The sequence below is a fragment of the Bacillus sp. TH19 genome (assembly GCF_016651075.1).
GTDB classification, from domain to species: Bacteria; Bacillota; Bacilli; order Bacillales; family Bacillaceae_G; genus Bacillus_A; species Bacillus_A mycoides.
This window is the reverse complement of the sequence record NZ_JAEKEO010000001.1, coordinates 75,118-95,393: the sequence shown is the minus strand read 5'-3', so window position 1 is coordinate 95,393 and position 20,276 is coordinate 75,118. Positions and strand designations below refer to the sequence as shown.

At 33.4% G+C, this 20,276-nt stretch carries 26 protein-coding genes and 5 pseudogenes; 21 read left to right on the top strand and 10 right to left on the bottom strand.

Annotated features, from left to right (window positions below):
* Positions 1 to 101: 101 nt before the first annotated feature.
* From JFU54_RS00445 to JFU54_RS00395, 12 genes and pseudogenes are all read left to right on the top strand, one after another.
* Entirely contained in the window at positions 102 to 275 is a 174-nt protein-coding gene (locus JFU54_RS00445) for a hypothetical protein (protein ID WP_157404947.1), read from the top strand.
* A 1,716-nt stretch (positions 276 to 1,991) separates the two neighbouring features.
* On the top strand, positions 1,992 to 2,225 hold the full coding sequence (locus tag JFU54_RS00440; protein WP_078205593.1) for a hypothetical protein: 234 nt from the start codon (positions 1,992 to 1,994) through the stop codon (positions 2,223 to 2,225).
* Positions 2,212 to 2,334: a hypothetical protein gene (locus JFU54_RS30000; RefSeq protein WP_265324191.1), complete on the top strand. Its 123-nt coding sequence runs from the start codon at positions 2,212 to 2,214 to the stop codon at positions 2,332 to 2,334. The genes JFU54_RS00440 and JFU54_RS30000 overlap by 14 nt, the downstream gene beginning before the upstream one ends.
* A 34-nt stretch (positions 2,335 to 2,368) precedes the next feature.
* Positions 2,369 to 2,542 (top strand): hypothetical protein, encoded by a 174-nt coding sequence (locus tag JFU54_RS00435; RefSeq protein WP_201038178.1) that lies wholly within the window; start codon positions 2,369 to 2,371, stop codon positions 2,540 to 2,542.
* A gap of 16 nt (positions 2,543 to 2,558) precedes the next feature.
* The gene (locus JFU54_RS00430; RefSeq protein WP_085313209.1) at positions 2,559 to 2,984 is read left to right on the top strand and encodes a DUF1064 domain-containing protein; all 426 of its coding nucleotides are present in this window, start codon (positions 2,559 to 2,561) and stop codon (positions 2,982 to 2,984) included.
* Between the two features lie 4 nt (positions 2,985 to 2,988).
* The gene (locus tag JFU54_RS00425; protein ID WP_085313208.1) at positions 2,989 to 3,183 is read left to right on the top strand and encodes a hypothetical protein; all 195 of its coding nucleotides are present in this window, start codon (positions 2,989 to 2,991) and stop codon (positions 3,181 to 3,183) included.
* 14 nt (positions 3,184 to 3,197) lie between these two features.
* Positions 3,198 to 3,446 carry a hypothetical protein gene (locus JFU54_RS00420; RefSeq protein ID WP_078205595.1) on the top strand — a complete coding sequence of 83 codons (249 nt, stop codon included), beginning with the start codon at positions 3,198 to 3,200 and terminating at the stop codon, positions 3,444 to 3,446.
* Between the two features lie 139 nt (positions 3,447 to 3,585).
* Positions 3,586 to 3,963, top strand: coding sequence for an ArpU family phage packaging/lysis transcriptional regulator (locus tag JFU54_RS00415; RefSeq protein ID WP_078205596.1), 378 nt, complete (start codon positions 3,586 to 3,588; stop codon positions 3,961 to 3,963).
* A gap of 842 nt (positions 3,964 to 4,805) precedes the next feature.
* Positions 4,806 to 5,315 carry a YfbU family protein gene (locus JFU54_RS00410; RefSeq protein ID WP_201038177.1) on the top strand — a complete coding sequence of 170 codons (510 nt, stop codon included), beginning with the start codon at positions 4,806 to 4,808 and terminating at the stop codon, positions 5,313 to 5,315.
* Positions 5,316 to 5,694: 379 nt separating this feature from the next.
* Positions 5,695 to 5,913 (top strand): hypothetical protein, encoded by a 219-nt coding sequence (locus tag JFU54_RS00405; protein WP_201038176.1) that lies wholly within the window; start codon positions 5,695 to 5,697, stop codon positions 5,911 to 5,913.
* Between the two features lie 112 nt (positions 5,914 to 6,025).
* Positions 6,026 to 6,349, top strand: a pseudogene (locus tag JFU54_RS00400) (IS4 family transposase); the annotation flags it as partial.
* Between the two features lie 164 nt (positions 6,350 to 6,513).
* Positions 6,514 to 6,675 (top strand): annotated as a pseudogene (locus JFU54_RS00395) (tryptophan-rich sensory protein); the annotation flags it as partial.
* 124 nt (positions 6,676 to 6,799) lie between these two features.
* On the opposite strand, the gene JFU54_RS00390 reads toward JFU54_RS00395, so the two are convergent.
* Positions 6,800 to 7,156 carry a carboxymuconolactone decarboxylase family protein gene (locus tag JFU54_RS00390; RefSeq protein ID WP_078205599.1) on the bottom strand — a complete coding sequence of 119 codons (357 nt, stop codon included), beginning with the start codon at positions 7,154 to 7,156 and terminating at the stop codon, positions 6,800 to 6,802.
* Positions 7,157 to 7,373: 217 nt separating this feature from the next.
* Between JFU54_RS00390 and JFU54_RS00385 the strand changes: the two genes are divergently transcribed.
* From JFU54_RS00385 to JFU54_RS00375, 4 genes are all read left to right on the top strand, one after another.
* The gene (locus JFU54_RS00385) at positions 7,374 to 7,802 is read left to right on the top strand and encodes a ferritin-like domain-containing protein (RefSeq protein ID WP_078205600.1); all 429 of its coding nucleotides are present in this window, start codon (positions 7,374 to 7,376) and stop codon (positions 7,800 to 7,802) included.
* Positions 7,803 to 7,956: 154 nt separating this feature from the next.
* A complete protein-coding gene (locus JFU54_RS00380; protein WP_001025956.1) occupies positions 7,957 to 8,130 on the top strand; it encodes a hypothetical protein in 174 nt (57 codons plus the stop codon).
* Between the two features lie 111 nt (positions 8,131 to 8,241).
* The gene (locus JFU54_RS29545; RefSeq protein ID WP_078205601.1) at positions 8,242 to 8,445 is read left to right on the top strand and encodes a homing endonuclease associated repeat-containing protein; all 204 of its coding nucleotides are present in this window, start codon (positions 8,242 to 8,244) and stop codon (positions 8,443 to 8,445) included.
* A gap of 546 nt (positions 8,446 to 8,991) precedes the next feature.
* A complete protein-coding gene (locus JFU54_RS00375; protein WP_078205603.1) occupies positions 8,992 to 9,336 on the top strand; it encodes a DUF378 domain-containing protein in 345 nt (114 codons plus the stop codon).
* Positions 9,337 to 9,458: 122 nt separating this feature from the next.
* Here JFU54_RS00375 and JFU54_RS29540 read toward each other — a convergent pair.
* Positions 9,459 to 9,560, bottom strand: a pseudogene (locus tag JFU54_RS29540) (recombinase family protein); the annotation flags it as partial.
* A 41-nt stretch (positions 9,561 to 9,601) separates the two neighbouring features.
* Between JFU54_RS29540 and JFU54_RS00370 the strand changes: the two are divergent.
* Together JFU54_RS00370 and JFU54_RS00365 are read left to right on the top strand one after the other, a co-directional pair.
* On the top strand, positions 9,602 to 9,781 hold the full coding sequence (locus tag JFU54_RS00370) for a hypothetical protein (protein WP_242488118.1): 180 nt from the start codon (positions 9,602 to 9,604) through the stop codon (positions 9,779 to 9,781).
* 302 nt (positions 9,782 to 10,083) lie between these two features.
* Positions 10,084 to 11,431, top strand: a pseudogene (locus tag JFU54_RS00365) (MMPL family transporter); the annotation flags it as partial.
* Positions 11,432 to 11,527: 96 nt separating this feature from the next.
* Here the strand turns inward: JFU54_RS00365 and JFU54_RS00360 are convergent.
* Positions 11,528 to 11,692 carry a DUF4021 domain-containing protein gene (locus tag JFU54_RS00360; RefSeq protein WP_201038175.1) on the bottom strand — a complete coding sequence of 55 codons (165 nt, stop codon included), beginning with the start codon at positions 11,690 to 11,692 and terminating at the stop codon, positions 11,528 to 11,530.
* 423 nt (positions 11,693 to 12,115) lie between these two features.
* Here JFU54_RS00360 and JFU54_RS00355 point away from each other — a divergent pair.
* Positions 12,116 to 12,418 (top strand): annotated as a pseudogene (locus JFU54_RS00355) (lytic polysaccharide monooxygenase); the annotation flags it as partial.
* 293 nt (positions 12,419 to 12,711) lie between these two features.
* Here the strand turns inward: JFU54_RS00355 and JFU54_RS00350 are convergent.
* Positions 12,712 to 12,960, bottom strand: a complete 249-nt coding sequence (locus JFU54_RS00350) for a DUF3243 domain-containing protein (RefSeq protein ID WP_078205606.1) — start codon at positions 12,958 to 12,960, stop codon at positions 12,712 to 12,714.
* Positions 12,961 to 13,473: 513 nt separating this feature from the next.
* Here JFU54_RS00350 and JFU54_RS00345 point away from each other — a divergent pair.
* Together JFU54_RS00345 and splB are read left to right on the top strand one after the other, a co-directional pair.
* On the top strand, positions 13,474 to 13,737 hold the full coding sequence (locus JFU54_RS00345) for a transcriptional regulator SplA domain-containing protein (RefSeq protein ID WP_151304114.1): 264 nt from the start codon (positions 13,474 to 13,476) through the stop codon (positions 13,735 to 13,737).
* On the top strand, positions 13,734 to 14,762 hold the full coding sequence (splB, locus tag JFU54_RS00340; RefSeq protein ID WP_001108843.1) for a spore photoproduct lyase: 1,029 nt from the start codon (positions 13,734 to 13,736) through the stop codon (positions 14,760 to 14,762). Before JFU54_RS00345 ends, splB begins: the two co-directional genes overlap by 4 nt.
* A 232-nt stretch (positions 14,763 to 14,994) precedes the next feature.
* On the opposite strand, the gene JFU54_RS00335 is transcribed toward splB, so the two are convergent.
* The 6 genes from JFU54_RS00335 to JFU54_RS00310 form a co-directional block, all read right to left on the bottom strand.
* Entirely contained in the window at positions 14,995 to 16,212 is a 1,218-nt protein-coding gene (locus JFU54_RS00335) for an NAD(P)/FAD-dependent oxidoreductase (RefSeq protein WP_151304113.1), read from the bottom strand.
* 246 nt (positions 16,213 to 16,458) lie between these two features.
* Complete coding sequence (locus JFU54_RS00330) at positions 16,459 to 17,091, bottom strand: recombinase family protein (RefSeq protein ID WP_151304112.1); 633 nt, start codon at positions 17,089 to 17,091, stop codon at positions 16,459 to 16,461.
* A 385-nt stretch (positions 17,092 to 17,476) separates the two neighbouring features.
* Entirely contained in the window at positions 17,477 to 17,710 is a 234-nt protein-coding gene (locus tag JFU54_RS29535) for a hypothetical protein (RefSeq protein WP_201038278.1), read from the bottom strand.
* Positions 17,711 to 18,142: 432 nt separating this feature from the next.
* On the bottom strand, positions 18,143 to 18,484 hold the full coding sequence (locus JFU54_RS00320) for a YolD-like family protein (protein WP_151304111.1): 342 nt from the start codon (positions 18,482 to 18,484) through the stop codon (positions 18,143 to 18,145).
* Entirely contained in the window at positions 18,481 to 19,746 is a 1,266-nt protein-coding gene (locus tag JFU54_RS00315; protein WP_002069795.1) for a Y-family DNA polymerase, read from the bottom strand. The genes JFU54_RS00320 and JFU54_RS00315 overlap by 4 nt, the downstream gene beginning before the upstream one ends.
* 107 nt (positions 19,747 to 19,853) lie before the next feature.
* Positions 19,854 to 20,084, bottom strand: coding sequence for a helix-turn-helix domain-containing protein (locus JFU54_RS00310; RefSeq protein ID WP_201038173.1), 231 nt, complete (start codon positions 20,082 to 20,084; stop codon positions 19,854 to 19,856).
* Between the last annotated feature and the right edge of the window lie 192 nt (positions 20,085 to 20,276).

Here is a 20,276-nt window from a genome sequence, read left to right as displayed (position 1 = left end):
TTCTGTTTTTAAAAGGACTTAATGAAGATAACACATGAATGTTTCAAAAATGTAACAAAAAAGTGAACGAAATCTTTATTTGGGAGAAAGGGAGATTGAGAATGAAAGTTTATGGAACAGCAATAGTTATCTATAGCGTGGATATTAATGTGAAAAGTATACATCCGCAAGATATTAGCATAAAGGAATCAAATGAGCTAATTAAAAAAGCGATTGAAGATAAATATGGAGTACATGTTAAAAGTGATATTTGTGTAGAAGGCTTTAGATCTTAATAAAAACGCTATTTGCGCGACACGTTTCCTTATAAGTGTGCAAACACGAAATAGGAGGGTTATCAATTCGATAACAACAACTGATTGACTGAAAGTAGGAATGAAAGCCGTCAGGTTGAGCTGAAACTACTTATCTGATACTCCTACATGCAAGGCATGATAGTAGTCACAAATTGTATGAAGCTAGGTGAAGTCGGCTGAACAAAACCTAAGTGAGAAATCATATGGTGATGGATAAGTCGGGATGCTACAAAATATCTATGGTGAGAATGTCCGACAAAGGACTGGCCAACTTGTGAATGTACGGGTCTAAACGTTTAATACATCAGAAATGTGTATGTCGTCAACGACGACGTTATCTACCGAAAAGTAAGAGTAAATAGTATGAAATTCGGAACATCCAACGATGAGGGTGTAAAGATAACAGGCTTAAAGCAAGCGCCTAAGGATATATGTATAGCTAAGTCAATCGGAACGTGGTAAGCAAGAAACTGTCACCAACGCCTACTAGCGGACAGATGCATATAAGGTTCTAATGAACCAAAATTGCTTCATTCTTGTGAAGGTGGGGACATAGTGCCGACGAAGCATGTAATAAATGTGGAGGGATAGTCCTTAGTCTTATTCTTTGAAAACTAAATCAATTAGATGTAACTCACAGGATCGAGTAAGATGATGTGACCTTTCGTAAGAAAGGGGAATTAATACGTTGGTGAGTACAACATTGTTTGTAATCTGGTTGCTTTAGTATAGAAGAATAAGATGGGGCGCTGTATGCGATGAAAGTCGCACGTACAGTGCTAAGCGGGGGAAAAGATGGAGATAACTTCAAAGTTTTAACTATCGCAACTATAAAAAAAGAGAAGCACTTGAACAGGGTGCTCCTCTTAATGCCAATACACAATACCTATCCAATTATAATGCATATGCATTAGATATTTAACAATTACTTTTATGGTAAAAACTTCATTTTAATAGAAAGCAAGGTGGATTGAGTGAGAGTTGATAAAACCTTATCAGAATTGTAGCACCTTAGGGGAAATACAGATGGCCCAATAACCTGCGAAGAGTTCAAAAAAGAAGCTAAGGATACAGTGTATATGGCCATAAGCACGATACAAAAGTTACAAAGAAGAATAAGTGAACTTGAATTAGAAAACGATCAACTGAAAGGTATAAATAAGTCTTCTTAATAAAAATTTCATTTTGTAGAAAAACACCAAAGTAAAACGAGCACTTGTTCCAGAGTGCTCGCATAAAAACATTCCATGTATTGGGGTTATGTTTGTAAGTCATGAACCAGTGAATGACTGAAAAGTAAGGTTCAAGATAGTTTACTCATTTTAAAGCAAATAGGAACTTGTACGGCAAAAAGAGCAGCTAGTAAAAGCTAACTGCTCCATTACCAAAAAAGGCTTCAGGCTGCAATCACTGTTAAGAAAGCAGCTTACAGATAGTATGTACAGAATTGTAATGATTATTCGGATGAATAAAAAAGAGCACCTTCGAAAAGTGCTCTTTCATGAAGGTTATGCGGAAATACAATGACGAGATCCCCTAGTAGAAAGGAAGACACAAAATAATATATGAACGTTTATCTAATGGGTGACAGTGAAATAAAAAGAGCAGCTAGCTTTTGCTAACTGCTCAGGTTAAGAAATGGGTTGTCTACAGTATTGACGGAATATTGAGTTTTATTTAGGGAGGTAGAGGAAAATGAGTAGTGCATGTACATGTCACATAGATAAAGATAAGTGTTTATGGTGCAAAACAGGAGTTTATTGCAGTACGTTCGAATCAGAAAAATCTCAAGGAGTTTCAATGAATTTTCCTGACGGTAAGGTAATTAGGTTCCATACATCAAACATAGAAGAAGTTAATAACTTGGCGGATATATTAGATGGAGTTGTAGTAGGAATCGGGGTGGAGGAAAAGAATGATGAAAATTAGACTTGGTATAGAAAAGGATGCATGGGGCGTTATGTTAGGTTATTACGCTCCAGAAAGAACGTTAGGAATTCATATATTGTGCTTCTATTGCAACATTAGTTTTGAATAAAATAATTTTTTGAATAGAAAGTGAGGTTAAAAGAATGGAAGCTAACGTAAAGCTATTAGGTGCAGATGGAATGTGTGGAATGGAGTTCGCAGGAAATAAGGTCAATGTTTATAACGACGAAGGATACGTGATGGAGAGTATGACAACAAGGGAGCATGTTCAGGAAGTTATTGATTTTCTCGAAGAGTGCAAAGAGCGAATGGAATAGAAAGTGAGGTTACTAGTTGATTAAGAAAAGAAAACAGCAGAAACGAAAGAAAGCAGCGAAACCGAAGATTAGAAGTAAAGAAGTTATATATGATGATATAAAATTCGATAGCAAAACAGAATGTGACTATTATAAGTACCTAAAAACAAGGGATGACGTCTTGCGAATAGATGTTCATCCCGAATATGAACTAATTCCAACATTCACGATTAAAAGCAGCATAACAAAGAGTGGGAAGTCGAAAAAGGCAGCTATGAAGTTTACACCGGACTTTAAAGTAACGTACTTAGATGGGCGTGTAGAGGTCTGTGATGTTAAAGGCAGTAAACGAGCAATCAATGAGGGATTTCCGTTACGCAAGAAGTTATGGGAGTACTTAAATAAACAGGAGTTAATCGTTGTGATATGGGACAAGAAGTTAGGTGAATGGATAAGATCATAAAGGGGTGAGTGTCATTAGAAGATACGAAGGTACACGAGAATATATGTTATTCCGAAAAGAACCAGGGTTTGGAGATAATCAGTACGTTACGATATTCGATGTATTTAAGTATCAGGAGTTAATAGACCATTTTAATGATGGTTGGAGAATTCATGATGAGGATAAGAAGAAAGCGGCTTTACAGAGAATAATAGCTTAAGGAGGATGAGAAGAATGTATATTGCTACATTACGAGAAAAGTTAAAAGAAGTTTGTGAAAATAAGGTAAGGGTTAGGATTGCGGGTTGTGGTCACTTTTACATTTACTTAGCACATTCAGGAGATATCTCAACAGTTAAAAAAGTTATATCAGATCTTAACGAAGAGTATGGAAGTGATGTTAAATTCAATAGCAGCGTAGGTAGTGTGGATGGTAAAGTGTACAAATGGTATTTAAGTTGTTGGGGATTAGAAGGAGAGTAAATGGATAGTGGAACCATGACTAACAGTGTGGTGGGGGCTGTATTGTAGTCATCGTTCCCTTATTCAATAATGAGATAGTAAAATTTCACGTACCTTATGTGATGTTAAAAACACAAATTCGAAATAGGGGGATTATGACTTGGGACAAAAACAATTAGTTACTGAAGATGATATTAGAGAAATGGTTATTGAGGAATTACAAAAGTATCGTGTACTTAAAGTTCGATTTCATAATCAACAAGAAAGAACAGCATTCGGTGCAGAGTTATTGTTTCCCGAATTAAAACCAAAGCCGGATGATCAAGGGAAAAAGTACATCAGATACATTCAAATAAAAAGAGCGTTGGAAGAGGCACTTGATGAGAACGAAAGAAAAATCCTTGAAATGAAATACATGAATACAAAAGTGTTGAATGACGATTACATTTATACGGTTATTGGTATCAAAAGAAGAACATTCTACAGAAAGAAAAAGTCAGCTGTAATCAACTTCGCAGATGCATTAGGGATGATATAAAATGGCACTTTCGGGCTACCATATCGGGTACCTTTTAACAATTGAATAAACGGTAAAGTTAGTATCAGAAGGGGAACACAATCCCTTCCGGTGCTAGCATTCCACGGACGAATGCTCTCGAGGATTTCCGTAAAGTGTTATTGCGCTGAAAGGTAAGTAAGCGGATGACATGACGCACTTAGTTTGCGGTGGATTTCCTGTTGCGGGGCAAGGAGGTAAGAGTCCTCTATCAGACGAAAAGACCAATGAAGTTATAACAATGACATACTCCAGTGTGGCGGGTGTGATATACTTGCATTCGTCATACTGTTTCTATTATGTTTAGTGCTCAGCTCAGAGACCGCCATGTCCTCTGGGTTGATGGTGAACATAATAACGTTCTATTCTTTGTTAACGTCGTTTCTTGAAAATGGAAATGGGGTGGTCGTTCTGATCGAATGAACATCGCGTTTTTAAAAAGAAAAACAAGAATAAAGGGCTTCTTCATCAATTTTGACAGGGCATTACACTTATAGCGATCACTCACGAATTTTCGCTATGCAGAGAGCTTCCGCTCTTTGTTTGAGCCAATACAGCTGAACATTCCCCTCAGTCTTGTGTGTTGGTTCAAACAAGGCGTAGGAAGAAACATATGCGTCTGGATATAATCACATTGTGCAAACGTAAATGGTGAAAATGACATTAAGTAGCCGACTCCACGGAGTATAAACGAGAAGATTCTTATTCTTCTCCCATCCACTTTAGAGCTGTCACTTCGGTGATGGCTTTTTGTTTATTCGAATGAAAGGATTATGATGATTCTTGTTGAATAATAGGTATAGAAAAGAAAGGGGAGAGGAAGAATGCAACTAACAAAAAAAGAAAGATTAGCATTAGTGAATCAATATTTAATTTTGGAGAAACTTTATCCGGATGATGAAGAGTATTATAAAAAGATGCGAATAGCTTTAGAAAAAGGATATACAAGACACTATTCAGAGAATATCAGATTTATTGAAAATGAAATGACAGAAGCTCAGTGCGAAGAAGCTATTGAAGTATTAAGGATGCATAGGGAACTTAATTGGTCTTATGATGATTTAGAAGCTAAAGAAAATGTAGAAAAAGATGACCTTAAATTTTCTGGTTATGATTTAAATGATGATTTAGAAGCTAAATATGCTGATTATGCAAAGTACTATATGCATGAATTAAATCTGTATGAAGACTTAAGAGCAGAAAACGATTATGAAACTTACAACACTCATCGTCTTATGTTAAATAAATATAGACGAATGTTAGTGATCTGGAGAGGGACAGAAAATCCAGATAGACTAACATTACAAGAAATTAAAGATATCTTAAGTGCGTAATTATGAAAAGCATCCAATGAGGGTGCTTTTTTCTTTGTTATATAGAAATTACACATTAAACCAGTAAAACTTTGAATGAGACAAGCTATACTAATAACTGAACACGACGTATTCATTCTTTATAATCGTATCGGACGAGCACCTTATAGGGCTCTTTTTTTATTGCACATAAGGAATTCCCAAACATACAATATCGAGTCAATGCCAACCAACTTATTCCTTTTCCGAGAGCTATATATATTCCGCTATAAAGCTCTTTTATGTTGCGCCATTAGAACGGGCAAGGCATTGTCGTATATTTTATACTCAGAAGCTTAGGGCACTTTATAGTGCTCTTTTTTTATTGAACAAAATGGACATTTGATTAGGAGGATGAATGATGGAAGAAGTAAAAGAACCTAGAAGTACATTAGAAATTGGAACTACTGTTGATACTGACGAAGCAGAATTAAGACTCGAACGATTAAAGAAAGCCACTGAAGGTTGTACGAAATCATTTGAAGAATTAGGAGATGCAATTGCTAATTTAGGTGCGTTGATACAAGTTCCTGAATCTAAAGACATCATTGAATTATTGAATAAAGACATGATTAAATAATTAAACCAATAGCAATTATAGTAGGTACTGCCTTGATCTGGGTGGCGCATGGTTACTCTTTTTAATTATGCAAATCATATCCATGTAAGAATGATAAAAGCAAAGATAATAATTAGAGTGTCATGTATACGGAAGACTCATTGCCATTTTTATATGTTCTTCTACAATGTTTAAAATGCGTCAACTTCTGTTACAAAAGAACAAAAGAGAACTAAGTGAATATAAAGCCATTGGGATGATTCAAGATCATGTATCGCTGTTATACCAAACGTTAAAGAAAAACACCCAAGACATAACAAAGATTTTGATCCGTCTTTTCGCCCTCCTACAGAAGAATGGACGGAAATCTCACCGATATGAGAAGAAAACTATCTTTGATATTATGGGTGTTGTCTATGAGTATAATGGATTGAAAAAACAAAAGAAAGCTGCATAATTTTAAAAATGAAACTTGTTAGAGTTTATTTGGTATGCGTATTTTTAAAAATCAAAAGTATGTTACGAGTTTTTTAGTTGATTTGAACGAAAGCTCATTTTATTTTCGTTCTTAAGTTGATGGGCATGTATGGTGACCCCTTTTAGCTTTTTTCAGTTCCACCATTCTTAGCAACGATAGATTGTCTGTTAGTGGCTGTTACTGCATTTCTTCTTATCATTTATTCATTCCGCTTATCTAAAGTAGCTGGATGGCTTCTAATCCCTTATCTGTTATGGACTACCTTTGCTACATATTTATCTTGGGCAATTTATAGTATGAATTAAGCATAAAAACAAAAAACTTGAGTATACTTCGCACACACTCAAGTTTTTTGTTTTTATTTATTGTGTAAAGATAGCAACACATGAGCTCGATAAATATATTCCTCAATTCATGATGATAGTTCTATTACTGCTTTAACTCTTGTATACACTCTTGTACAAGCGTTACTGCCTGACTCATAGTAGCACCACCACCAAATGCAGCTGTCACTCCCACCGTCTCAAAGATCTCCTGTTCTGAAGCTCCTTGATCTAGACATCCTTTAATGTGATAAATGATACAATATTCATCCTGAGAATAAAGGCTAATACCTAAAGCAATTAACTGTTTTTGTTTTTTGGATAAGGTGCCTTCTTTAAAGCATTCCTCTGTAAAGGAATTAAATTGTTCAGCTAGTTTAGGCATCTTCTCAGTAAATAAACCCAGACCATATTTATAATGAAGAAGTGAAGATTCAGTAGAATTTCTACCTTCAAATTCCATATTTAATCCAACTCCATTTCTCATATTTTTTAAACAAAAGTTAGTATGAACCTAATGGGAAGTGATTAAACATAAATGATATTTATTTCAAAGTGAGTGAAAGAGGAGAAAGGATTTAGAGGCACGATATAACAAAAAATTAACTAATAGTATTGCACACACGTATGGATAATCGATCGACTTCTGTAAAAGGATAACGTAAAAAGGAAGTGATGATATGGAAAAACAGAGTGTAGTCAATACATTAAATGCCTTTCTAAAAGGGCAGTACATGGGTATTCATGCCTATGAGCATTATATAGAGAAGCTAAAAGATCCAGAAATAAAAAAGGAATTTCAAAAAATACAACAAGATCACAAACAACATGCCTTGAAAGTAGCAGAAAGAATACAAAATCTTGGAGGAGTACCGGTTGATAATGAAGGAATCGTTGGGTCTGTTCAAGGCTTGATAAGTCAATTTACAGTACCAGATACAACAGAAGGAATTGTAAGCAGCGCGTTAAAGGGGGAAGGTTATTATGGCATTCAAATATCAGAAGAAATTGTACATGGTGATTTGGATCCAGAAAGTCATATGTTAATACATGATATTTTAAATAAAGATAGGGAACATGTAAATGTATTAAAACAACTTACGCATTAACATTTTTAGTTACGCTGTATCATAATGAAAAAAAGATATTTAAAATAACTCCACATATTTTCACAAGACAGGAAAATACTAATACTTGTTTTAGTACTTTAATTTCAAAGTATTAAACCAGGATTACTAACTGCGATACTAGGAGGACGTTACTATGAATATTCGTGAAGGATTAATTCCAACTACATTAGGTACAGCAGTTACAGCTGCGGGCTATGCTTTGAAGCAAACTCGTGGATCCAATAAGATGATTGCAAATACAGTATTTGGATTTGGTTTAGCTCACGTTGTTTTAGGTGTAATTGATCTTGTGGAACATCGTCGTTAGAAGAAAAGGCAAGCACATTTTGATGCTTGCCTTTTTAATATCTTCAGTATGTATTATTATTTTGATTTATTAAAGTAATTCATAAATTAAGAACTATGAAAAGGCGGTTACATGCTCAATATGTATACAAGAAGGATTTTGTTATCCAGGCTAAAGAAATGGGCTCATGCCTATCAAAAATTACCGACTGCCAAAGAAATATTAAAAGATCCTAATATGCCTGCCTTATCCACATATGTAAGGTATTTTGGCAGTTGGAATGAGTCTCTAAGGCAAACTGGTTTCCAACCAAGAAAAAAGGCAGATAAAATATAAAAAATAAACAAAGCAGTCAGTTCAATAAACTGTCTGCTTTGCCCACTTGTTATGAAACGTTAGCCATTTATATGAGCTTTTTAACGGCTCATATCTAGTATGAACGTACTGCTGTATATTATGCAAAATAGAAGAAGCAAGCCGTTTTAGGAAAGGTTAATTTCTGTAATATAAAGAAGCCTTGTAGAAATAAAAATAATAAATTCCGTATGTATTAGATATTTTGTGTATGAAACCATAGTTAATTTCTAATGATAAGATTGAATCCTAGCAACTAACATGATAGCTAATATGATGCGAAAAATACCCATAGGGTTAATTATTGCAGTACAGATAACCGTAATATCATCTAGTCTTATGGCAGTACTAAATAATAAAAACATTAAAATATTAGTCAAAGTTTATATTATGGCATTTGAATGTACTTATGTTGAATTATGGGCTATCACTTTAAATGAAAATTAAAGCTAACGATTCAAGCAGGAATAATACATAGTATTCCTGTACATAGTTTTAAAAGTTGAGACAGAAGGAGGTGTTATATCAATGAGAACTATACAGCGAATTGCCTTAGCTTTAGTTATTATTGGTGCTATTAATTGGGGGCTAATTGGTTTCTTTAAGTTTGATTTCGTAGGGGCAATATTTGGTGGACAGAACGCCTTTTTGGCAAGAGTAATCTTTGCTCTTGTTGGACTAAGTGGATTAATGTGCTTAACACAGTTGTTTCAACCGATGAAAGATGCGAATCAAGAAATGAATCGTAAAGAATATGGAAAACCTAATTATAGTACAGAATTTGGTGAGGAAACACATATAACAAATTTAAACAGAACTTCTACGGACGTTTATAAGAATAACCATAATACATTAGATGAAGATGAAGATTAATACAATAAAAAAGTCAAAGCCATGTATACCACATGGCTTTGACTTTTTTATTTTGGATAATTCATGGGAGTACCTGCTTACTTACTAATAGGAGTAAAGTAGCAATTCTTATAAGATAGACGTTACGTTGCTTCTCCATGTTCTTTCATTATTTTATAAAGTGTGTTTTTCTTTAGTTCTAACTTTTCCATAAAGATAACAGCTGTTATTTCTTCACTCTTCCATAGCAAGAGTAATCTTTGCTCTTGTTGGACTAAGTGGATTAATGTGCTTAACGCAGTTGTTTCAACCGATGAAGGATGCGAATCAAGAGATGAATCGTAAAGATTACGGAAAACCTAATTATAGTACTGAATTTGGTAAGGAAACAGATATAGTAGATCTAACAAAAAATTCGAGGGGTGCGTATAAGCACAAACAAAATACATGGGATAAAGAGGAATAAGATATTTTCTTTAAAGTTATGTATTATGTATGCATCGTTTCAGAATTTATTCATTTTTATTAGACCAATTAAGTCAATCTTAATCTAAGGGATTAGGTTTAGAAGTCGATAATTTGTATTTATTAATATTGTATGAGTTTTAAAAAAGTGTATAATATATGTTCATTATATAATTATTATTTTCGTCAGGTCTGAGAGAAGACTCCCAGCGCTACTGTTTCACGGAAGAATCAAAGCTTTGGAGATACTGATTATTTCAGTTTTTCTCTTAGGCTTTTTTATTTTGCCAAAAAATAAAAGTAGAACAAAATAAATTTAAAGCTCTGCAACTTGCTATTAAAGAATCGGGTGGCGCAATTATTATGAGTGCTCTTACAGTGGTAGTTGGATTAGGTACCCTTTTACTTGCTCATATTGGTTCTTTCCATAGATTTGCAGTGCCATTTAGTGTAGCTGTGTTCCTTATGGTTGACGCTTTTACCAGCATTACTAGCTTATTTTGGGGAGAGTAGCATTTTTCCCGTTCATACCAAGAACAAATGAGATGAATGAAGAACGTGCTAGGAAAAAAAGAAAGCGATTAAGGTAAAGGAATCGAAAGGACTTCTGAGCAAAAAACTTGGAGACCTTGTGATACGTAAACCTTGGGCCATTATCCTGCTGACACTATTGCTATTGGGTGGCTTGGCATCATTTGTTCCACGAATTCATTTTACGTACGATTTATTAGAATCATTTCCTAAAGATATGCCATCACGTGAGGGATTTAATATCAGATCATTTTTCACCTGGAGAGTTAGCGCCCGTACAACTTGTTGTTGATACAAAAGGGAAAGACATACCTGTAACAACAGAGTTGAAAAAACTTTCTTTCGTAGATCAAGTAACGGAACCTATAAAAGGGAAACAGAATAGTAAATTACAAATGTATGAAGTTTCCTTACGAGAAAATCCATATTCAATTGAGGGCATGAATAAAATCCCTGAGTTAAGAAAAAGTTTGAAACAAATAATGAAAAAATCTGAAATAAATGATGCTGAGAACCATATATGGATTAGGGGAGAAACAGCTTCATTATATGATACAAAACAAACTACCGAGCGTGATCAAGATGTAATTATCCCTGTCATGATTGGTATTATCGCATTATTATTGCTTGTTTATCTTCGTTCTATTGTTGCGATGATTTATTTAATTTTAACAGTTGTATTATCTTTCTTCTCTGCATTAGGGGCTGGTTATTACTTCACTATGGTATGGATGCTCCCGCAATTCAAGGGGCAATTCCTTTGTATGCTTTTGTATTCCTAGTCGCCTTAGGAGAAGACTATAATACATTTATGGTTTCTGAAATATGGAAGAATAAAAGAACCCAAACACATCTTGAAGCAGTAAAAAATGGAGTAGTTCAAACAGGAAGTGTTATTACGTCTTCTGGTTTAATCTTAGCAGGTACATTTGCAGTATTAGCTACTTTACCAATCCAAGTACTTGTTCAATTTGGTCTTGTTACAGCAATAGGTGTACTATTAGATACGTTTATTGTAAGGCCACTTCTTGTCCCTGCCATTACAGTGGTTCTAGGACGATTTGCATTTTGGCCAGGAAAGCTTTGGAAGAAGAAAGAAACAAAAAAATTAGATGCTTGATAATATAAAAAACAAGGGAACTTTGATTTCCCTTGTTTTTATCAAAATTGAAATATGTATGGACAATAAAGGTGATATTGAAATGCTAAGTATTTTTCAAATTTCTTTTTTTTGATGATTTTTATTTTCAATATCAGTTTCTGGCATTCCGTACAATCCATTCATGGCTTGTTCTTCTGGTTTAAGTTTAGAGTTAATTGTATTCGTTGTGGAATTTTTAGAATAGCTAGTCTTTTCTTCTTTAGAATTCGGAAACGTCATTTATATAACCTCCAAAGATATAAAATTTCAAAAAGTAAAAAAGAATGAATGGAGTTTGGCAGATAAAAACATATATTATCTGCCAATTGAATGAACAATAAATTGAGCTACTTATTTCATAGCACATACGTAGTATGTCATTTATTCTAGAAAATATGTGAGAGGATAGAGTAAATATAATAATTAGATTTGATTTTATTGAGTTTCTACAATATACAAAATTTCTTCAAAACTTCTGTATTATTTAAAGTTGTAAGTATGTCATTATATATTAATAAGATTGCATAAACAAAAAAAATAACTAACTAGTTAGTTATTTTTTTGTTTTTCATACGTGTAACCCTTAAATAATGCGTTTATTGTTATTCTTTTGCATCAAAGCCCTCAACTTTGTACAAAGATTAACATAAAGGGGATATTTATATGAACAATCAAATTTTAAATTGTTTTAAAACAATTAGTAAAAGGAAAAAAGGATTAAGTGTTGCTATACTAGCTACTGGCATTCTAAGCACAACGTTAATTCCTCAAAATGCATATACACATGGGTTTGTTGAAAAACCTGGAAGTCGAGCAGCTTTATGTAGCCCAGACTATAGTGCACTTAATGTAAACTGTGGAGATATTATGTATGAACCACAAAGCCTAGAAGCACCAAAAGGATTTCCTCAAGGTGGCCCTATAGATGGGAAAATTGCTTCTGCTGGTGGTAAGTTTGGCGGGCTCTCAAGATCAAAACATATACAAGGAGCAAAATAAAAGAAGTGAAGATTTGGATCACTACTGGTTTGTGGAAGAGGTATATCGAATTTTAGGTGGGGGGTACAAAATTATTAGTTAAAATGAGCTCACAACAAAATCATTAGATATATGGCATACGCAATGTAATTCAAGTTTTCGTATGAAAAATATCAAGTCACGTACTAAAAAATCTATCTATGTAATGAGCATGGAAGATTTGAAAAATAAATAGTCACACCTTTTTCATATAGAAGTGTGACTAAAAAAATCATAATTGTTTATTTATGTTGTACAAACTTTACCATTAAATTAGCAATTGTATGTTGTTCCTGCTCGTTAGCAACTTTCCAAAGCTCAGCTAATAGTTTTTCTTGATCATTTCGCGCCTCTACTTCATTTGCTAAATAATCACCTACACGGAATGCCATATCTGAAACTGCCTCACCAGCAATTCCTTTTCCTTGGGCTTGTTCTAAGCGCTCTCCTAAAAAGCTTTTCCATTGATCAAAATTGTCTAGTACTGACATAATTAATCACCTCACTATTAAGTAATAGAATCATACTTAATTTGTGCAATTTCTTATTTTCTATGTAAAAATTTTTATTTTAACAATGTCAACCACCATCACTCTCAATTAATTTGGTTCTGTTGTAGCAAATTCAAACTATTTGAAAATGTTCTTTCACACTTGGCCATATTGGTACTGATACTTTAAAAAGGTGTGTGCTCAGGCTCAGTATGGAAAAAGAAAATTAAGATTTTACCATTACTTTAAGAGTATTTTAGTCCTAATGAATGAAAGTTTATTTTGTTTATATTATTAAGTCGATGAGCATTTGATGTTACCCCCGCCATAGGATGAATCATAAATGTAATCCAAAATAAATATTTTTTCTATTCGGTCCATCTCAAATTATAGTGTAATTATTAGAACCTAGATTTTCCTTCAAAAAAGAAGACATATTTTTATGCAATATAGGAGAAAATTTATAATGTATAATTTTGCACATTGAATTTTATAAAAAGAAAAGGTGATTGAATGGAATTTTCTAATGAAATTAAAACTTATCATCCTGGAGATATTGTCTATATTTTTTACCGAAACCCCCACACTCAGGATGTAGCAAATATACAAGCTGCAGCAGTTGTAAATCACCCTGAGAGTCCAAATAAATTAGCTTTGTTTCTTTATGAAACCTATTATCCACTATCAAATGAGATGGCTGTTTATTCTACAGAAGCAGAGGCCAATCAGGCCTACAACTACTATTATGGGGATGCTTCAGAGGGGATGTTAGAATGAATTATCCATTTATGCCTAAGCTTGTATACTTTGAACCCAAAGCATTAGATTATCCATTAGGGAGAGAACTTCATGAAAAATTTGCAAAGATGGATGTTGAAATTCGACATACTACTTCCCATAATCAAGTTAGAGATCTCCCAGGTGAAAATGATTTTCAAAAGTATCGGGTAGCAAAATCTACTCTTGTCGTTGGTGTTAGAAAAACACTGAAATTTGATACGTCAAAGCCTTCAGCAGAGTATGCTATTCCCTTTGCAACAGGATGTATGGGACATTGCCATTATTGCTATTTACAGACAACAATGGGAAGTAAGCCATATATCCGTACTTATGTAAATGTTGATGAAATCTTAGAAGCCGCTGACAAATACATGGAGGCTCGTGAGCCAGAATTAACAAGATTTGAAGCTTCCTGTACATCAGATATTGTAGGAATTGATCACTTAACACATACGCTTAAACGTGCAATTGAGCATTTTGGAGAATCAAAATATGGAAAATTGAGATTTGTTACGAAATTTCATCATGTGGATCATTTGCTGGACGCAAAACATAATGGAAAAACAAGATTTCGGTTTAGTGTAAATGCTGATTATGTTATTAAAAATTTTGAGCCTGGTACTTCTCCGTTAGTTAAACGAATTGAGGCAGCAGGAAAAGTAGCCAGAGCAGGTTATCCACTCGGATTCATTGTGGCTCCTATTTATCTTCATGAAGGATGGCAGGATGGGTACTATCATATGTTTGAACGCCTTGATGCTGAATTACCCCTGGATGTACGGGATGATATTACATTTGAATTTATTCAGCATCGTTTTACAAAGCCTGCTAAGAGGGTGATTGAAAAAAACTACCCTATGACAAAATTGGAATTAAATGAAGAGAAGAGAAGATATAAATGGGGCAAATATGGAATTGGAAAATATATTTATCAAAAAGAAGAAGAAGAGGATATAAAAAATTATCTTTATTCTTATATGAAGAAGTTTTTCCCAAATGCAAAATTAGAATATTTCACATAATAGGCCTCGCCATACATGCCCATCAACTTAAGAAAAATACATGCCCCCAAAACGAAAAAATGAGCTGACTTCTCAGAGTAACTATCTGTACAGAAAGAAATTTTTCATTTAGGGGGTATATGAAAACCTTAGCTTGATTTTCATTACAATACCTATAACTATAAATATATAGTTTCTATATCATTAAGTACATTAATTCCTAAATCTCTAATTTTTTATTAACGTATACAGTCTATTTATTTAAATTAGGTCTGGACTGCAAGTATAAATTAAAATTAGGACTAGAACCTTTTATAATTACATCTCGGATAATTTTAGAAAGTACCATACTATACACTAATCCATTATCTCCATACGCATAGATAAAATAACAATTAGGAAAATCTTCATACATTCCAATTATAGGTAAACCATCATGAGTACCACCATAAAAGGCACTTAAATAAAATTCAGGTTTAACTGTAATATTAGGAAAGAGCTTATTGAATTCATATAATAGCTTTTCTTTATTATGGATTAATTTTGAATCTCTTTCTTCAGCAATGTTTGTATCTTCATCTAGACCACCTATAATAATTCGATTATCTACTGTGGTTCTCATGTATATATAAGGTCTAGCAGTTTCCCAAATAAGAGTACGTTTATGCCAAGAAGAAAAATCTTCAACTGGGGTAGTGACAACTGCATACGAGCTAATTAAAGTAGCGTTCTTTTCCTTTTTTAATTCTAACCCTTCATAACCCGCAGCTACAATTACTTTCTTGGTAGTAATATTACTACCACTTTTTGTATAAAAAGTAGCAAAGTCTTTTTCTAATTTTTTACCAACAATCTCAGTATCTTCATAAATCTGTACTCCTTGATTGGAAGCTTGTTGTAATAAATTATGTGTAAACTTATAGGGATTTATTTCGCCATCGTTATACGTATATAGGGCGGCATATTTTTTAAAAGGATATTTCTGTCCAATTTGTTTTTCTGATAACCAATCTGCTTTAAAACCATGCTTTTGTAAGTAATAAAGCTCTTTTTCTAATTTCTTAATATCCTCTTCATAGCTTGCATAATATAAACTATCACGACGTATAAAATCAGACTGAGAAGGTAATTTTTGATTTGCAAATTCAATATCATTAATTGCTTCTTCACATAATTTCATATGTTTTACTGCATACTCTTCCCCAAATGTATTAACAAGTTCAAAAAACATTTTATCACCCAAATATTGTATGAGCGCTGTATTAGTTAGGTTGCTGCCATGTCCAACCTTTCGTTTATCAACTACAACCACATTTAAATTCGAATCACATAAATAGTAGGCTGATTGAGCACCTGAGCTTCCAGCACCTATTATTAGAACATCACAAATTATGTCTTTTTCCAAACAAGGATAAGAAGGTGGATTGGGAAAAGTTGTGTTCCAGTATAATTTTCCAGCTTGTAGATCCATTTCAAGTACACCATCCTAAATAAAATAGTTACATCCCCACTTGTATTTCCAAGTTCATATAAATATATACACGCTTTATGATCAGTATATTCATTTGAAATATTATTACTTAAACTTATTTTGTCTAGAACACAAAACAATTTACAAATAACTAATTTTTTTGTTTCTTATATTGTTATATTTATTAGAGGTAGTACCAGCGTTCCTACAACTGGGGGAAAAGTAGAATTTCTAATAGGCAAGATGCTAATTTGCTTCATCATATTCTTTCATTATTTTATAAAAAGTATTTTTCTTTAGTTCTACCATTTCCATAAACATAACAGCTGTTATTTCTCCACTCTTCCATTTTGAATGAGTTTCTTCTATTATATGTATTTGTTGTTTGCTTAAGGTTGAAAGGTTCACTTGAGGACGGCCTAAATGTTTTCCTTGAGATTTAGCTACAGCAATCCCCTCAGCTTGTCGCTGACGAATTTTTTTACGCTCTTGATCTGCAACATAAGAAAGTAAAGATAAAAATTGATCCTCCATTAATCTGCCCATATCCCCCATCTCACGAAACTTCCGGCTATCAAACAATGTTTCATTTTCTAAAACAACAATATCAGCCTGTAATTCTCTTGTTATGTATTTCCACTCTGAAATGACTTCATCATAATTTCGCCCCATACGATCCAAAGCATCTATATAGACAATATCACCTTGACTCAATATTTTTCTTAGCAATTGGTATTGCGGGCGATCAAAATTTCGTCCACTTGCTTTATCAACAAAAATTCTCCGAGCTTCCACACCGCGTTCCATCATTTTATGTAACTGGCGCTGTTCATTTTGATCTTTTGTACTTACACGTAAGTATCCATAAATATTTGCCATATGAAATTATCTCCTTACATTTGCTACCATAATTGTACCATTTATGTTTGTAAAGGTGATATGAAAATATAAACGTTTATAATATTGTTTGCATTACCTTTACAAACGGTTAGGACTCATTAAAATTTCAAAGGTATAAAAATTAATGTCTAATAAATTCAATTCGTAGTCGTACATTCGTTGCTTCGAACAACAATATTCCCTACATAATAAAAAATAGATGCCTCAATTAGTTTCATTTCTGAAACATTTTCAGTCATCTATTTATCAATTTCATTTTTGATTTCTTGTTGCTCTATATGAGTGAATTGCCTTATACTTTTACATTTATTCATAACTTTTTGTGAAAAATAAGTCTGGAATCATTGCAGTTTAAGAATTACTGCTACCAATTATTAAAATCAGTGTAATTTTTATATACATTTTCTATAACATTATCTTGCCAGACATTTTTATATTCATCTCTATCCACTTTAACATTATATTCACTAATATCACCATTGGCATTTAACCATCCAGGATTTTCGAGAGCATGTTTGTAGGTAAACGTTCTTACATGTTTCAATGTTTTAAATGTAATCGGAAAAGATTTTTTTTCCCCATCTTTGTAACCAAACACTCTATATGCCTTTTTTCGTCCACCAACAGTTTTAAAATTAAGAAACAAAGCTCTCGTTTTTCTTACTTGATACTTACAAATTCCTTAAGTGTTTAAAATCTTAGCTTGATGGATATGGGGTAGCACCACATCGCTATCAACCTAAGAAAATACAACTACCCCCAGAACGAGATTTTGTGCTAATTGGTAATAAAAAAGCTCATTTTTTCGTTTTGGGGTGGATTTGTTCTCTTAAGTTGATGGGCATGGGGTATCGCCACATCGCTATCAAGCTAACAAAACAAGAGTCACTTTTGTTATAAGATATTTTTGACTTATGTTTCAATTATTATATCTTTAAAATATAGTCTCATATCCTTAGCTTCGAATTCATTTATTTCAAGGGGGAGCGCAATCATCACATTTAGTATTTATACTTTGCATTGAATGCTTTTATTTTGCATCAACAACATCCATAAATTTAAGAGTAATCCTGTTATAAAAAGCATCTGTACATAGTATAGAACAATTCAATGGATCAATATCAGTTACGGTCATATAGTTAGTAAGCAAATAGCCATCTTCGTAATATGTAATCAACACCTCTTCTTCAGATAGTAATGAGCATAATAACATGTTCTCGATAAGTTCTTTTTCTTCAGAAGTTAAGATTGGACGTGCTACTTTATTCTTTTCCTTAATAATCTCACGTATACCGTCAAATTGTTCTGTCATTGCAGCAAATGGCGTCCATTTCACCATTCCTCGTCCCTTTGGCATATTAGTGTTGTTCATGATTTGTGTCCTCCTAACAATGTGTTTCTGTATCTTGCTGTAGCACTATTTGTATAAGAAATTCCTCTTAATATGCTGTTCTTACCAAACTTAGTGCGTATTTCATCCATTACCTTCGTTAATTTCATTTCTTTTTCTCGTTGTATTACATTGTCAAAAAGAGATATTTGTTCTTCACCTTCATTGATTAAGTTGGTTAAAGAAACATTGATAGATCTAATTGGTTCCCCGGTATAAAACTTATGTAAAAAATATGTACAAATATGATAGATATCCATTGTTAAATTAGTTGGTCGGTTCATAGTGTGAGTTTTTCTGAAACCACCAGCGTAATTTTTACTGTAACCAATGGAAAAATGGATTGTTTGAGCTAGTTTGTTTTGTCTTCTCATCCGATAACAAACTTCTTCGATATGTTCCAGAAGGATAATTGGAAATTCTTCTATTGTGTAATCACGCATGAGTATTTGGCTCTTACCCATTGAAGTTGTTGTTGGTATGTATTTTTCTGCAATACGGCTAAAATCAATGCCGTTGCTATGTAAGTGTAATTCTTCGCCAATAACCCCAAAGCTTTGTTTTAAGTATTTGAGCGGGTATTGCGCTAAGTCTCCAATTGAATGTATTCCTTTTCGATTTAACTTTACTTCTGTTTTACTCGAAATCCCCCAAAACTTACTAAGTGGTCGTATCGGCCATAATTTTATGGGTACATCTTCGTACTTCCAATATGCGATGCAGTCTTTTGTCTTCTTCGCTTCCACATCTAAAGCAATCTTACTCATTAAAGGATTAGGCCCAATCCCAATTGTGCATTCAATTCTTGTTTTCTCATATATTTCACGTTTGAATTTCAACGCAAATTCATATGGCTCATTCGCAAACAGATGGATACTATTTGTAATATCCATAAAGAATTCATCGATGCTGTATTGGTGGAAATCCTCAATCGGAACGTATTGTAAAGCTAATTTTGTTATGTAATTTGAGCATTTTATATAAGTTCCCATGATTGGGTTTACTACAAGAATGTCTTTACGCCGTGGTATTTCGTACAACCTTGCCATTTTCTTAACACCTAATGCCTTTAATGGTGGTGTTGCAGCCAAAACAATGGAGCCACTCCTGTTCACATCTCCTACTACAGCTAATTTAGTATGCAGTGGGTCTAAGCCCATCTTGATACAGGACACGCTTGCATAAAAGCTGCGAAGATCTACACATAAAACAATTCGATTTGGCAAAATTGAGTAGTCATACACCGTTATGCCTCCTTAAATAAGAACGTCTGTTCTTATTATATACGAATATGCGTTCTGTTATAAAGGTTTTTTTAAAAAAAATAAAACTGACTCTAGTTAGCCAGTTTTTACATATCCCAAAAATCGGTGGATTTAACGTTGGGTTTTATTTGCCTAATAACTTTTAAAATTTTTTTCATTACAGTTGGACTAGGTATGTATTCTTTATCATTGCACGCCTTTGAAACTGTAGGGCGACTTAATTTCGCGTTCTTTTCTAAATCATTTTGGGTGAAGCCATTCCGATCTAAAAAATTACCTAATTTCGTTCGGTTTTTACCTGCGAATTTCCAAAACACTTAAATCCCTCCTGAACCTATTTTCAACATTGTGGACATAAATGTAAAAAACTATTCGCATAGACGGAAAAAGTTTTTTACATAATGTACAAGCTGTCCACAATATGATGTATCAAAGCAGCTACCACGGTATTTATTAAGGTAGAAGAATAAGAGGTTACCAAAGTAAGTTGCGAATGATTACCACATTAT